General features: G+C 61.4%; 13 protein-coding genes. 8 read left to right on the plus strand and 5 right to left on the minus strand.

The window, feature by feature from the left end:
* Positions 1 to 41: 41 nt before the first annotated feature.
* Positions 42 to 1,379, plus strand: a complete 1,338-nt coding sequence (locus tag AACY19_RS15720) for a DEAD/DEAH box helicase (protein ID WP_339451634.1) — start codon at positions 42 to 44, stop codon at positions 1,377 to 1,379.
* Positions 1,380 to 1,429: 50 nt separating this feature from the next.
* On the opposite strand, the gene AACY19_RS15725 is transcribed toward AACY19_RS15720, so the two are convergent.
* Both AACY19_RS15725 and AACY19_RS15730 read right to left on the minus strand, forming a co-directional pair.
* The gene (locus AACY19_RS15725; RefSeq protein WP_339451636.1) at positions 1,430 to 2,695 is read right to left on the minus strand and encodes a TIGR03862 family flavoprotein; all 1,266 of its coding nucleotides are present in this window, start codon (positions 2,693 to 2,695) and stop codon (positions 1,430 to 1,432) included.
* A 293-nt stretch (positions 2,696 to 2,988) separates the two neighbouring features.
* A complete protein-coding gene (locus tag AACY19_RS15730) occupies positions 2,989 to 3,909 on the minus strand; it encodes a histone deacetylase family protein (RefSeq protein ID WP_339451638.1) in 921 nt (306 codons plus the stop codon).
* Between the two features lie 82 nt (positions 3,910 to 3,991).
* Between AACY19_RS15730 and AACY19_RS15735 the strand changes: the two genes are divergently transcribed.
* From AACY19_RS15735 to AACY19_RS15745, 3 genes are all read left to right on the plus strand, one after another.
* Complete coding sequence (locus AACY19_RS15735; RefSeq protein ID WP_339451640.1) at positions 3,992 to 4,561, plus strand: GNAT family N-acetyltransferase; 570 nt, start codon at positions 3,992 to 3,994, stop codon at positions 4,559 to 4,561.
* A 111-nt stretch (positions 4,562 to 4,672) separates the two neighbouring features.
* Entirely contained in the window at positions 4,673 to 5,542 is an 870-nt protein-coding gene (gene tesB, locus AACY19_RS15740; protein ID WP_339451642.1) for an acyl-CoA thioesterase II, read from the plus strand.
* The gene (locus AACY19_RS15745; protein WP_339451663.1) at positions 5,539 to 6,132 is read left to right on the plus strand and encodes an HAD family hydrolase; all 594 of its coding nucleotides are present in this window, start codon (positions 5,539 to 5,541) and stop codon (positions 6,130 to 6,132) included. The genes tesB and AACY19_RS15745 overlap by 4 nt, the downstream gene beginning before the upstream one ends.
* A gap of 142 nt (positions 6,133 to 6,274) precedes the next feature.
* Here the strand turns inward: AACY19_RS15745 and AACY19_RS15750 are convergent, their stop codons facing one another.
* From AACY19_RS15750 to AACY19_RS15760, 3 genes are all read right to left on the minus strand, one after another.
* The gene (locus AACY19_RS15750; protein ID WP_339451665.1) at positions 6,275 to 7,228 is read right to left on the minus strand and encodes an alpha/beta fold hydrolase; all 954 of its coding nucleotides are present in this window, start codon (positions 7,226 to 7,228) and stop codon (positions 6,275 to 6,277) included.
* A complete protein-coding gene (ypfJ, locus tag AACY19_RS15755; RefSeq protein ID WP_339451667.1) occupies positions 7,229 to 8,116 on the minus strand; it encodes a KPN_02809 family neutral zinc metallopeptidase in 888 nt (295 codons plus the stop codon).
* Positions 8,117 to 8,312: 196 nt separating this feature from the next.
* Complete coding sequence (locus AACY19_RS15760) at positions 8,313 to 10,052, minus strand: FAD-dependent oxidoreductase (protein WP_339451669.1); 1,740 nt, start codon at positions 10,050 to 10,052, stop codon at positions 8,313 to 8,315.
* Positions 10,053 to 10,228: 176 nt separating this feature from the next.
* Between AACY19_RS15760 and AACY19_RS15765 the strand changes: the two genes are divergently transcribed.
* The 4 genes from AACY19_RS15765 to AACY19_RS15780 all read left to right on the plus strand — a co-directional run bounded on the left by AACY19_RS15765 (position 10,229) and on the right by AACY19_RS15780 (position 14,055).
* Positions 10,229 to 11,005 carry an IclR family transcriptional regulator gene (locus AACY19_RS15765; RefSeq protein WP_339451671.1) on the plus strand — a complete coding sequence of 259 codons (777 nt, stop codon included), beginning with the start codon at positions 10,229 to 10,231 and terminating at the stop codon, positions 11,003 to 11,005.
* Between the two features lie 174 nt (positions 11,006 to 11,179).
* Entirely contained in the window at positions 11,180 to 12,241 is a 1,062-nt protein-coding gene (locus AACY19_RS15770; protein WP_339451673.1) for a Gfo/Idh/MocA family protein, read from the plus strand.
* Positions 12,242 to 12,243: 2 nt separating this feature from the next.
* Positions 12,244 to 13,059 (plus strand): sugar phosphate isomerase/epimerase family protein, encoded by an 816-nt coding sequence (locus tag AACY19_RS15775; RefSeq protein WP_339451675.1) that lies wholly within the window; start codon positions 12,244 to 12,246, stop codon positions 13,057 to 13,059.
* Between the two features lie 117 nt (positions 13,060 to 13,176).
* Positions 13,177 to 14,055, plus strand: coding sequence for a DMT family transporter (locus AACY19_RS15780; RefSeq protein WP_339451677.1), 879 nt, complete (start codon positions 13,177 to 13,179; stop codon positions 14,053 to 14,055).
* The last annotated feature ends 36 nt before the right edge of the window (positions 14,056 to 14,091 follow it).

Genomic DNA, 14,091 nt, shown 5'->3' on the forward strand with positions numbered 1-14,091 from the left:
CGGCATTGCATGCCCGCGTTATTTTTTCCTACGGTACTCCCATGACTTTCGCCACCCTTGGCCTGATCGAACCCTTGCTGCGCTCCCTCGAGACGCTCGGCTACCAGACCCCGACGCCGGTTCAGGCGCAAGCCATTCCGGCCGTTCTGGCCGGTCGTGACCTGATGGCCGCCGCCCAGACCGGCACCGGCAAGACCGCCGGTTTCGCTCTGCCGCTGTTGCAGTTGCTGGCCATGGAAGGGCCGAAAGTCACCGCCAACTCGGTGCGCGCGCTGATTCTGGTGCCGACCCGCGAGCTGGCCGAGCAGGTTCACGAAGCCGTGCGCCAGTACGCCGAAAACCTGCCGTTGCGCACTTACGCGGTGTACGGCGGTGTCAGCATCAACCCGCAGATGATGAAGCTGCGCGGCGGTGTCGATCTGCTGGTGGCGACCCCGGGCCGTCTGCTCGACCTGTTCCGCCAGAACGCGCTGAAATTCAATCAGCTGCAAACCCTGGTGCTCGATGAAGCCGACCGCATGCTCGACCTCGGTTTCTCCGAAGAGCTGGCGAACATTTATCGCGCACTGCCGAAGAAGCGTCAGACGCTGTTGTTCTCCGCAACGTTCTCCGATGACATCCGTTTGCTCGCCGGGCAGATGCTCAACGATCCGCTGAGCGTCGAAGTCAGCCCGCGCAACGTCGCGGCCAACACCGTCAAGCAGTGGATCGTCACGGTAGACAAGAAGCGCAAGGCTGAACTGTTCGTGCACCTGATGCGCAAGAACAAGTGGAAGCAGGTGCTGGTGTTCGCCAAGACCCGCAATGGCGTGGATGCGCTGGTGGAAAAACTCCAGGGTCTGGGTGTGAATGCCGACGGTATCCATGGCGACAAACCGCAGGCGACCCGTCAGCGTGCGCTGGATCGTTTCAAACTCAGTGAAGTGCAGATTCTGGTGGCGACTGACGTGGCTGCCCGTGGTCTGGACATCGAAGACCTGCCACTGGTGGTCAACTTCGACCTGCCAATCGTGGCCGAGGACTACATTCACCGCATCGGTCGTACTGGCCGTGCGGGCGCGACGGGTGAGGCGATCTCGCTGGTGTGCGCGGACGAAGTGAACATGTTGTCGGCGATTGAAATGCTGACGCGTCAGACCCTCAAGCGCCAGAACGAGCCCGATTTCGAGCCTGAGCACCGCGTGCCGGACACCGATGCCAGTGGTCAGGTGATCAAGAAGCCGAAGAAACCGAAGAAGCCAAAAGCGTCGGGTGGTGGCGGCAAGCGCAATCTGGGCAAGTGGGTCGACAGCGGCGAAACGCAGGCGCCGGAACCTTCGATCAAGCCGGTGCGCAAGGTGCCGGTGTTCAACACTGGGCCGCGTAAGCGCAAGCCGTAAAAGCAGCTTCGAATGGATAGCTGCAAGCTGCAAGTTAAAAGCGCTGAGCTTTAGCTTGCAGCTTGTGGCTCAAAACCTGGCGTTGTTTTAAGCCACTGCACAATCCCCAACCCCGCCGCGCGGCCGCTGGCAAAACACCCCGTCAGCAGATAGCCGCCCGTCGGCGCTTCCCAATCGAGCATCTCGCCCGCGCAGAACACCCCCGGCAACGCTTTGAGCATCAAACGCTCATCCATTGCCTCGAATGTCACGCCACCGGCACTGCTGATTGCTTCGTCCAGCGGACGGGTTTTGGTCAACGTCAACGGTAGCGCCTTGATCGCCCGGGCCAGCAGCGCCGGGTCGGCGAAGGTCGCGGCATCGGTCAATTCACGCAACAAGGCTGCTTTCACCCCGTCAATTCCCACCTGACTGTGCAGATGCTTGGCCATCGAGCGCGAACCCCGTGGTTTGCTCAGCGCCGCCTGCAATTTATCCACAGGCCGGCCGGGCAGCAGGTCGATGTGAATAACCGCCGCGCCATATTGGTTGATCGCCTCACGAATCGGCGCCGACAGCGCATAAATCAGACTGCCCTCGATGCCGGCCGCGGTGACCACGCATTCACCCAGGCGCGGAACATCGTCGTTCAAACCGATGGCGATATTTTTCAGCGGCGCTCCGGCGAATTTGCTGACCATCAATTCGCTCCAGGCCTGCACCTCGAAGCCGCAATTACTTGGCTGTAGCGGCGCAAGTCCTACACCGCGCTGCTCCAGTGCGAGCATCCACGCGCCGTCGGAACCGAGGCGCGACCAACTGCCGCCGCCCAGGGCAAGCAGGGTGGCGTCGGCTTTGACGGTGATTTCACCTGCCGGGCTGTCGATGCGCAGGGCACCGTGTTCGTCCCAACCGAGCCAGCGGTGGCGGGTGTGGATAACCACGCCACTGTCGCGCAGACGCTTGAGCCAGGCGCGCAGGAGCGGTGCGGCTTTCATGTCGGTGGGGAACACGCGTCCGGAGCTGCCGATGAAGGTTTCGATGCCCAGGCCGTGTATCCAGTGGCACAAGGCATCGGCGTCGAAGCCGCGTAGCAGCGGGGCGATTTGCGGCGCGCGTTCGGCGTAGCGCGACAGGAATGCCGGATAGGCTTCGGAGTGGGTGATGTTCATGCCACCGACTCCGGCCAGGAGGAATTTGCGGCCCACCGAAGGCATGCCGTCGTACAGATCGACGCGAATTCCAGCCTGGCTCAGCACTTCAGCGGCCATCAGGCCGGCGGGGCCACCACCGATGATGGCGACGTGAGCGGGGGAGGTGGCGGAAGTCTGGGTCATGGCGAGCACTGCGGTATGGCGGGATAAGGCGCGCATTCTAACAGCGCAGATCAATGTGGGAGATCCTTGTGGAAGTGAGCTTGCTCGCGAAAGCGGTGGGTCAGTCAGTGAAATGTTGAGTGTACCGACGCCTTCGCGAGCAGGCTCGCTCCCACAGAGGGATTTTGGTGGGCTCAATATCTGGTTGAAATTTGATCAGTGTTCTGTAGGCCCTGACCACTATGGCCTGTAGTCCCTTTCACTCAGGTTATCCACAGGCGGTTCCACAGCGATTGTGGGTAACGCAGCACAGCTCAATGACAGCCGTGTGACTGCCAGACCCGCTGCGCGCTGTGATGGAGAATGCCGTGGCGGCGGGCGAGGGCATGGCGATCCTTGCTGTAGCCGCCGCCGATCACGCCCATCACCGGGATGTCGCGGCCCAGGCAATGACGCATCACGCTTTCATCACGCGCGGCGACGCCTTCGTCGGTCAACTGCAGATAACCGAGGGCATCATCCTTGTGCACATCGACTCCGGCGTCGTAGAGCACCAGATCCGGTTGATACAGCGCCAGCAGATAATTGAGCGTGTCGTCGACGACGTTCAGGTAATCGGCATCGCCCATGCCTTTGGGCAGCGGAATGTCCCAGTCGCTTTGCGCTTTGCGTGCAGGAAAGTTCTTCTCGCAGTGCAGGGAAACGGTGATTGCCTCCGGCGTGTCATGAAGAATCCGTGCAGTGCCGTCACCTTGATGCACGTCGCAATCAAAGATCAGCACCCGGTTCACCCGGCCGCTTTGCAGCAGGTAATGGCTGATGATCGCCAGGTCATTGAAGATGCAGAACCCCGCCGGATAGTCGTAATGCGCGTGATGGGTGCCGCCGGCCAGGTGACAGGCCAGACCGTGCTCCAGGGCTTTTTCCGCGGCCAGTATCGAGCCGCCGACGGCCCGCACCGTGCGCCGTGCCAGCGCTTCGTTCCATGGCAGGCCGAGGCGCCGTTGGTCTTCGCGGGACAACTCGCCGCTCATGTAGCGTTCGATATACGCGCGGTCATGGGCGAGGGCGAGGATGTCGTTGGGGCAGATGTCGGGGCGCAACAAATCGGCGTCGTGAGTCAGGCCGCTGTCGACGAGGTGATCGCGCAACAGGCGAAACTTGTCCATCGGGAAGCGGTGATCCGCCGGAAACTCGGGACTGTAGTCTTCGTGGTAGATCAGCGGCAGTGGCATATCAATTTCATGTAGGAAATGTCGGAAAGAGTGAACGATCCTACCAGCGATGTAGACTTGCGGCATGGAAACGGAGGGCACTATGGAGCCGATACTGGAATTGGAAAGTCCGCGCCTGCTGATGCGTCAGTGGCAGGACGAGGATTTGCCGGCATTTGCGGCGATGTGTGCCGATCCTCAGGTGATGCGCTATTTTCCGGCGCCCCTGACCCGACTGGAAAGTGCGTCGCTGATCGGTCGGATTCGCGGGCATTTTGCCGAGCACGGTTTTGGTTTGTGGGCGCTGGAGCGTAAGGACAGCGGCGAATTCATCGGTTTTACCGGCCTCGGCGTGGTCGGCTTCGAGGCTCCGTTTACCCCGGCGGTGGAAATAGGCTGGCGTCTGGCCAAGGAACATTGGGGCCTGGGATATGCCAGTGAAGCGGCGTGGGCCGCGCTGCGCTGCGGCTTTGACCGGTTGGCCCTGAAGGAAATCGTGTCCTTCACCGCGCAAACCAATCTGCCCTCGGAGAAAGTCATGCAAGCCATCGGCATGGGGCACGACCCGCAGGATGACTTCGATCATCCCAAGCTGGCCGCCGATCACCCGTTGCGTCGACATGTGTTGTACCGCATCAACCGCGAACAATGGCTGCAAACCTTGCATGGCTAAGCCGACACGGACGTTTACAATGGCCGCCATATCATTGGCCCGCGCCAGAATCTGAATCGGCCGCCGCAGCCAAGACTGTGCGGCCTGTAGCGTTGTGTGAGGAGAGTCTGAATGAGCCAAGTGTTGGAAGATCTGGTCGACTTGCTGACCCTGGAACCGATCGAAGAAAACCTGTTTCGTGGCCGCAGCCAGGACTTGGGTTTCCGTCAGTTGTTTGGTGGTCAGGTACTCGGCCAGTCGCTGTCGGCGGCCAGTCAGACCGTTGAAGAGGCGCGTCACGTGCATTCGATGCACGGTTATTTCCTGCGTCCGGGCGACGCCAAGTTACCGGTGGTGTATTCGGTTGACCGTGTGCGTGACGGCGGCAGTTTCAGCACGCGCCGGGTAACGGCGATTCAGAAGGGCCATCCGATCTTCACCTGCAGCGCTTCGTTTCAGTATGACGAAGAGGGCTTTGAGCACCAGACGCAGATGCCCGTGGTGGTCGGTCCGGAAAACCTGCCGTCGGAGCTGGAATTGACCCAGCAACGCGCGCACCTGATCCCTGAACACATGCGCGAAAAACTGCTGTGCCCGAAACCGATCGAAGTGCGCCCGGTCACCGAAAAAGATCCGTACAACCCGCAACCGGCCGATCCGGTGAAGTACGTGTGGTTCCGTGCCGACGGCGCCCTCGCCGATATCCCGGCGCTGCATAAATACCTGCTGGCCTACGCTTCGGACTTCGGTCTGCTGACCACCTCGATGCTGCCCCACGGTAAATCCGTCTGGCAGAAAGACATGCAGGTCGCCAGCCTCGATCACGCGCTGTGGTTCCACAACGACCTGCGCGCCGACGATTGGTTGCTCTACGCCATGGACAGTCCGTGGGCCGGCAATTCCCGTGGTTTCTCCCGGGGCAGCGTGTTCAACCGCGCCGGGCAACTGGTCGCTTCGGTGACGCAGGAAGGTTTGATCCGTCATCGCAAGGATTGGGCATGAGCCTGAAAGAGGTGAAGCACTGGGTGTTCGACATGGACGGCACCCTGACGGTCGCCGTGCATGACTTCGCGGCGATTCGCGAGGCGCTGGCGATTCCTCCCGAGGACGATATCCTCACTCATCTCGCCGCGTTGCCGGCGGATGAAGCGTCCGCCAAACATGCCTGGCTGCTGGAGCATGAGCGTGATCTGGCGCTGGGCTCGACGCCGGCCACGGGCGCGGTGGAGCTGGTACGCGATCTGCACGGGCGCGGTTATCGCCTCGGCATCCTGACCCGCAATGCTCGGGAGCTGGCGCATGTGACGCTGGAGGCGATTGGTCTGGCGGACTGTTTTGCCGTGGAAGACGTTCTGGGGCGCGATGACGCACCGCCGAAACCGCATCCGGGCGGACTGTTGAAGTTGGCAGACGCCTGGGATGTGCCGGCCGGCGAGATGGTAATGGTCGGCGATTACCGTTTTGATCTGGACTGCGGACGAGCGGCGGGCGCGCGGACGGTGTTGGTGAATCTGCCGGATAATCCTTGGCCGGAGCTGACCGATTGGCATGCCAGAGATTGTGTCGAGTTGCGGCGGATGCTGCTGGCCTGAGATTTATGTTGTCAGAAGGGACGCCTTCGCGAGCAAGCCCGCTCCCACACTGGAGCTTCAGTGCACAGAGATTTTGTGCAATGCATCAATCCACTGTGGGAGCGGGCTTGCTCGCGAAGAGGCCTGATGCCCACCAGACACCTTACGGTTCGAACAGCGCCTTCTGCCCCTCCGGCGAGTTCAACATCCCGTCGCCGTTATGCCCGACTCCGGGAACTTCCACCAGGCGCTGATTCACTCCCTCCGGGTGCCGGCGCAGCAGATAACCGAAATACAACTTGCCACGCTCCAGGCGATAAGCCCCTTGCGCCTGGGCGGCGCAACTCTTGTCCAGCGCAGGGTGCTGCGGGTCGATGTCCTGCTGCCCGAGCAGATAAGTCACCTCACGTTTGACGTAACGGCTCTCAAGCTGCAATGGCGTTTGCCCTCCGGCGTACACCGGCATGTCTGACAGGCCGTACTTCCAGCGATTGAAGCCCAGACACTGCGCGTGGTCGAAGGCCACGGGGCGCTGTTCATTGAAGTAGGCATAGGACGACGGGTTGGCGACCACGTAGCGCAAGCCGATGCCATTGACCTTCAGCGCTGGCTGATCCTTGGCGAGCAACGCATAACGCTGCACCACCTGACCGCCACCGGAGTGGCCGAAGATCACGATCTGCTTCACGTCCGGAAACTGCTTGCGATCACTGATCCGCGCGACGATCTCGTCCAGTGCCGCGTAAGAACTCAACGGATTGGGGCCTGTGGATAACCCGCCGCCCATCCATTCATTGTCTTTCCAGCGCAGCAACGTCTCGGGCAACGAATACAGCGCCACATCACTTTCGTTGAGAAATTGCGGGGCGATCACCAGCGTATGTGCGGTTTGTCCGGCCAGTTCGGCGGCGCTTTCCGCGCTTTTGCGATAGGTCTCGGCGTTGCGCAAGCGGCCATGAACAACGATCAGGACGCGCTCTATTTTCTCCGGTGCCGGACCAATCCCGACCGCCATTTCCCCGGCCTTCAATTGCAGGCGACCGGGGCTGATGGCGTCGACGCCGGCGGCTTGCGCGGCGCTGCCAATGAACAGTAGAACCCAAAGCCATTTGTGCATTTACAGGTTTTTCGCCGCGAAGGTGTCGCACTGACCGACCTGGCCTTGCGCGAATCCGGTTTTGAACCAGCGCACCCTTTGCGCCGACGTACCGTGGGTGAACGAGTCAGGCACCACACGGCCCTGACCCTGTTGTTGCAAGCGATCATCACCGATGGCGTTGGCCGCGTTCAAGGCTTCGTCAATGTCGCCCGGTTCCAGCCAGTTCAGACGCTTCTGCGCGCTGTAGGCCCAGACACCGGCCAGACAGTCGGCCTGCAATTCCTGGCGCACCAGCAGGCCGCCGTCGCCTTCCATCTGCCGACCTTGCTGGCGGGCTGTCTGAATTTTCGCCGAGACGCCGAGAAGCGTCTGCACATGGTGTCCGACTTCGTGCGCGATCACGTAGGCCTGGGCGAAATCGCCGGCCGCCTTGAAGCGCTGCGACATTTCCTGGAAGAACGCCATGTCCAGATAGACCTTCTGATCGGCCGGGCAATAGAACGGGCCAGTGGCGGAAGTTGCCAGACCGCAGGCGGAATTGACCCGGTTGCTGAACAGCACCAGCGTCGGGTCCTTATATTGCCGGCCGGCCTGCTGGAAAATCGCGCCCCAGGTGTCTTCGGTATCGCCGAGGATCGAACGCACGAACTCCGCCTGTTCATCGTTGGCCGGCGGAGCCTGGCGGGTTTGCGAGGTCGGCGCCGATGACTGTGTGGATTGCCCGGCGAGTTGACCGAGGATCTGCAATGGATCTTGCCCGGTGATCCAGCCGATGCCGACGATCAGCAGAATCGCCCCGAGGCTCAAGCCCTTGCCACCACCGAACCGCATCCCGCCACCGCCGCCGGTCTCATCACCACGGGCGTCGACGACGTTGTCACTGCGTCGGCCTTTTTTCCATAGCATGTGGGAATCCTCTTCGTATGCGGTGTGAACGGTTGCGTGGGGTTGAGTGTTGCTGGTGTGTGAGTGTGGCGCCAGTCCGGTCGTCCGTCTATTCGCACACGCAAACAGGCCCGGCCTCGCATGACGAGGTCGGGCCTGTTATTGACGTTCATACGGCCGGCGAATTCAATTGCGTGGCGAAGTCAAGTCGTGGCTATCAACGATGTAGTGCCGAGGCGATCTCCTGTTCGAAAGCAGTAATGCCGGCAATGTGCCGGGCGGCGATGTAACCGAACGTCAGCGCCGGGCCGATATTGATGCCGCCCGCCGGGTAGTGGCCGCCCATGATGCTGGCCATGTCGCCACCCGCCGCGTAAAGCCCTGTGATGGGGTGTTCGTTGGCATCCAGCACTTGCGCGTGCGGGTTGACCTTGAGCCCGGCGAAGGTGCCGAAGCAGCCCGGCTGGACTTTCACGGCGTAGAACGGGCCAGTGTCTATTGCGGCAACGCAGGGGTTGGGCAGGTTCGCCGGATCACCTTGCTTACGGTTGTAGGGTGTCGTGCCGCGGCCGAACAGTGGGTCCTCACCATGACGGGCATGGCGGTTGTAGTCGTCGACGGTGTGACGCAATCCGCTCGGATCGATCCCGCAGGCGCGGGCCAATTCTTCAATGGTGTTGCCGCTTTTCAGATAGCCGCTGCGGATGAATTCTGACACTGGCAGCGGAAACGGCCGCGAAATGCCCAGACCGTAGCGCCGTTGAAAGGCATGTGAGCAGATCAGCCAGGAGGCGACTTCTTCGCCTTCCGGTGCTGCGTCGACCATGGCACTGACGTAGTCAAAGTAACCGTTGGCTTCGTTGACGAAGCGCTGGCCGTTGCGCAGCACGCCGATGATGCCCGGTTTGCCACGCTCGATGATGTGTGGGAAATGGCCGATGCTGCCGTCGGAATGCGGCACTTGCGAGACCGGTGCCCACGCCACGGGGGACGCGACATCGGTGTTGATCCGGGCTCCGACGCTTTCGCCCAGGCGCAAGCCATCGCCGTTGACGGCCAGCGGTGGCAATGCCCAGTGTTCATGGCCGGTCGGTGTGCGCGGGAACAAAGCTTTACGCCGCTCGATGTCATTGGCGAAACCACCGGCGGCGAGCACCACGGCTTTGCCTGCATGAATGCGGATCGGGCCTTTGGCGGTGCTGACGACCGCGCCCGAAACGCGTGAGCCCTCACGCAACAGTTCGGTGACCGGCGCCGATTCCCACAGCAACACACCGAGATCCTCGGCGGATTTCGCCAGCCGCGCCACCAGTGCGACGCCGTTGACCAGTTGCATGGCGCGGCCATGGACGGCGAGATCGAACAAATGCCGGATGACGCGCTTGGTCACATGCCATGCGGCTTTCGGCGAGCGCGTCAGATTGAGAAAAGCGCTGAGGTCAGCACCGGCCATGATCGGCATGCCCATGAAGGACGTTTCGCGCATCGTTGTACGAAGGCGTTTGAGCAGGCGTCCGACTTTGCGTCCGTTATAGGGCGCAGCGATCACCGAGCGGCCACCCGTGCCGGCCCCCGGCGTTGCACCATGAATGTCGGCGATGGCGTTGCCGTCAGCGAACTGCAACGCCGTGTGTTGTTGAAAAAACGCGACCATGCGCGGCCCGGCTTCAAGGAAGGCGTCGATCATTGCCGGGTCAAAGTGCTCGCCCAGTTCATGGCGCAAATAGGTGCGGGGCAACTCGACGTCTTCAATGATGCCGGCGTGTCGGGCCAAGGGATTGCAGGGCACCCAGGCCCAACCGCCGGACCACGCAGTGGCACCGCCGAATACCGCATCCTTCTCGACGACGATGACCTTCAGGCCATGCCATGCCGCAGTGACAGCTGCCGACAAACCGGCGGCGCCGGAGCCGATCACCAGTACATCGCAGTTGATATCAGCAAGTTCGGCAGGCATCCGACAAGGCTCCAGTGCAAGATTTTATTGGAATTTGATTCCAGAAAATAACCAGCGCTGGTGGTCGCCGACAAGCCAGAAGTACGTAAAGTGGGCGGTTATCGAACGGTCGGTTCCAGATTTTGCTTTGCTGTCGATGTCTTCTAGAATCGGTGAAATTTCATCTGGATTCACCCATGGCCGGTAGTCAAATCGAACGGGTTTTCAGCGTGCTGGAAAGCCTCACCAGTGAACCGCGCGGGCTGCCGATGCAGACCCTTGCCGAGCAACTCGACATCCCCAAAAGCGCGACGCATCGCTTGCTCGCCGAACTGATCCGCTTGGGTTACGTGCGCCAGAATGCGGAAACCCTGCGTTATCACTTGTCGACGAAACTGGTCGCGATGGGCTTTCAATATTTGTCGAGCAGCGGCGCCGACATTGTGCAACCGGTCCTGGATCGGCTCGCTCAAGAGACCGGCGAACTGGTGCGCCTGGGGGTGATCGATGGCGAGCGCCAGACCTGGATTGCCAAGGCCCAGGGCGCGCGCACCGGGTTGCGTTATGACCCGGACATGGGCCGCGATGCGCCGCTGTTCTACACCGCCTCCGGCCATGCGTGGCTGGCGTGCATGAGCGACGCCGAGGCGCTTTCGCTGGTCGAGCGCCAAGCGGCGGAGGTGCCGGCGGATGTCGGGCCGAATGCGCCACGCTCCAATATCGAATTGCTGGAACGGCTGCGTCTGGCGCGGGAGCAGGGTTACGCCTGCGTTGAGGACAGTTCGGCGGTGGGGACCTCGGCGATTGCGGCGGTGGTGAAGCATCCAACGGATGGACGTGTGATCGGGGTGCTGAGTATCGCCGGACCGAGTGCGCGAATGCCGGGGGCGCGTCTGCATGAGCTGGCGCCGTTGTTGCTGAAGTTTGCCGAGGAAATGTCGGCGGCCAGCCTGGCCTCTGAACTGTTTCCCTAGTTCGTACTCAGCTTGTGGGAGCGAGCCTGCTCGCTCCCACAATTGATGTTGGGTTCTTCCAGAAGTTGTGCGGTGTTCGCACGGTTTTGCCATTCACGGGTGTTTGATTCTGGAACTCGATTCTAAATTGTTGGTGGAGTGTTAGTCCGACAACAATCACAAGAGGATCGCGCCTTGAATTCGCCCCTTCGAATCGCCCTGATCGGCGCCGGCAATATGGGCCAGCAACATCATCGGTATCTGCAAACGCTCAGCGATGCCACACTCTGCGCCGTGGCTGACCCCGGCCCGCAGGCAGCAGCGTTGGCACACGCGTGGGGTGTAAGGCATTTCACCGATCACTGTCAGATGCTGGAGCAAATGCGACCGGATGCGGTGATCGTCGCCAACCCCAACAATCAACACGTCAGCACCGCACTGGATTGCCTGGCGGCGGGCGTCCCGGTGTTATTGGAAAAACCCCTCGGCGTGCATCTGGACGAGGTGCGCGAGTTAGTGGCAGCGGTAAAGCGCAGCGGTGTGCCAGTGTTGGTCGGCCATCATCGTCGGCACAATCCGTTGATCGTGCGGGCCCATGAACTGGTGCAGAGTGGGGCGCTCGGGCGCCTGACCACGGTCACCGCGTTGTTCCAGTTGCGCAAGCCGGACAGCTACTTCGAGATCCCGTGGCGCCGCGAGCCGGGAGCGGGAATGTTGCTGACCAACCTGATTCACGACCTCGATCTGCTGCGCCACTTGTGCGGCGAAGTGCGCTCGGTACAAGCGATCACCGATAACGCCGTGCGCGGTTTTGCCAACGAGGACAGCGCTGCGGTGTTGCTGCAATTCGAGGGCGGTACGCTGGGCACGTTGAGCGGGTCCGATGCGGTGGCGGCACCGTGGAGTTGGGAATTGGCTTCGGGGGAAAATCCGGTGTATCCGCGTCAGACCGATCAGCCGTGTTATCTGCTGGCCGGGACTGCCGGCGCACTGAGCATTCCGCAACTCAAACGCTGGCATTACGCCGCTGATCAGGTCGACGCCGGTTGGCATGAACCCTTGTTGAGGGTCGAAGAGTCCTGCTGCGGTGACGAAGCTTTGCGCTTGCAGTTACAGCATTTCGCAAGCGTAGTGCGGCGTGAAGTCGAACCGCTGGTAAGTGCCGCCGATGCCGCCCGCACGCTGGCGTTGATCGAAGCCATCCGTGAGGCTGCCGCCACTGGCCGCGCTTGCGCCCCTGCACTGATCGAGGCTTGAACATGAGCGAACGAATCCTCTCACTGGCCAGCCTGACGGTCCTGGAGTTGTCGCCACCACAAATGGTCGAGGTCGCGGCGCGTGCCGGTTACAGCCACGTCGGCCTGCGCCTGGCGCCGGCGACGCCTGAGGAATATCACTTTCCGTTGGTGGCCGATGGTGATTTGCGGCGTCAGACATTGGCACAGTTGCGTGACACTGGCATCCGCGTGCTCGACGTGGAAATCCTGCGCTTGCAGCCGCAGACCGTCGTCGCCGATTTCGAGAAGCTTCTGACGGTCGGCGCGCAATTCGGCGCCAGTGAATTACTCGTCGCAGGTAACGATCCGGATGCGCAACGACTCACCGATAACTTCGCGGCGCTGTGTGATCTGGCAGCGCCTTACGGGTTGAATCCGCATCTGGAATTCATGCCCTGGACCGACGTGCGCAACCTTGAGCAAGCGCTGCGAATTGTCGAAAACGCTGACCGGGAAAACGCGGCGGTGCTGGTCGACGCGTTTCACTTTGATCGCTCCGCATCGCGGCTGGAAGACCTGGCGAAAGTGCCGCCGTCAAGCCTGCGCTATGCGCAATTGTGTGACGTGGCGGGGCCGCGTCCGACGGACATGGCCGAGATCTTGCGTCAGGCGCGTCACGAGCGGCGGTTTCCTGGCGAGGGCGACTGCGACTTGCTCGGGTTGCTGAAAGCGTTGCCGGCTAATATTCCCCTCAGCCTGGAAATTCCTGCGGTGAAATTACTGGAGCAGGGCGTGAGCGGATTGCAGCGGGCGCAGATGGCGATTGATACCACCCGAGCGTTGTTGGCGCGGCTGTAAGCAGTGTTGCGCACCTATCGTGGGCGCGCCACGCGCCCACAGAGTCAACGCCTTTCCTGTGGCCGCGCGAACTGCCCGCGAAGCTTTTGATCTTTTATGGCGACACGAGGACATTCAATGACCGTCAGCACCCCGCTCTCCGGTGTCAATCAACCCTTCAAGGGGATCTTGCTGATTGTCGTGGCAACCTTCCTGTTTTCCAGCCATGACGCGCTGTCGAAATACCTCTCCGGTTTCTATCCGATCGTGATGGTGGTGTGGGCGCGTTATGTGGTGCACACCTTGTTGATGGCGGGGATTTTTCTGCCGCAGTCGGGGTTGCGCGTCCTGCGCACCAAGAAGCCTTTGTGGCAGTTGGTTCGGGCACTCTGTCTGCTTGGCACCAGCCTGTTTTTCACCACGGCGCTGCTGTACATCCCGTTGGCTGAAGCCACAGCGGTCAACTTTCTCGCGCCGGTTCTGGTGACTGCCTTGTCCGTGCCGTTGCTCAAGGAACGGGTGACGCGTGGTCAATGGATCGCAGTGATCTGCGGCTTTATCGGCGTGCTGATCATCGTCCATCCCGGCGGTGAGTTGTTCACCCCGGCAGTATTACTGCCGTTTTGTTCGGCGCTGTTTTTCTGCTTCTATCAACTGCTGACCCGCAAACTGGCCGGGGTGGACAGCCCGACCACCAGCAACTTTTTTGCCGGGTTGTGCAACACGTTGGTGATGAGTGCGCTGGTGCCGTTCTTCTGGCAGGTGCCGACGTTGACGCATGCCGGGTTGATGCTGGCGCTGGGCAGTTGCGGGATGACCGCACATCTGTTTCTGACCCAGGCGTTCCGCCATGCCGCGCCGGCACTGCTGGCGCCGTTCGGTTATTGCCAGATTGTGTTTGCGGGATTGTTGGGCTGGCTGCTGTTCAGTCACACGCCGAGCCTGTTGACGGTGATCGGCATTGCGGTGATCTGTTGCAGCGGTCTGGCGGCAGCGTGGCAGCAGAGCCGCCGCTGAAGAAATCGACCCGCCCCTGTGGGAGCGAGCCTGCTC

The sequence above is a fragment of the Pseudomonas sp. EA_5y_Pfl2_R50 genome, from assembly GCF_963970475.1.
Taxonomy (GTDB): domain Bacteria; phylum Pseudomonadota; class Gammaproteobacteria; order Pseudomonadales; family Pseudomonadaceae; genus Aquipseudomonas.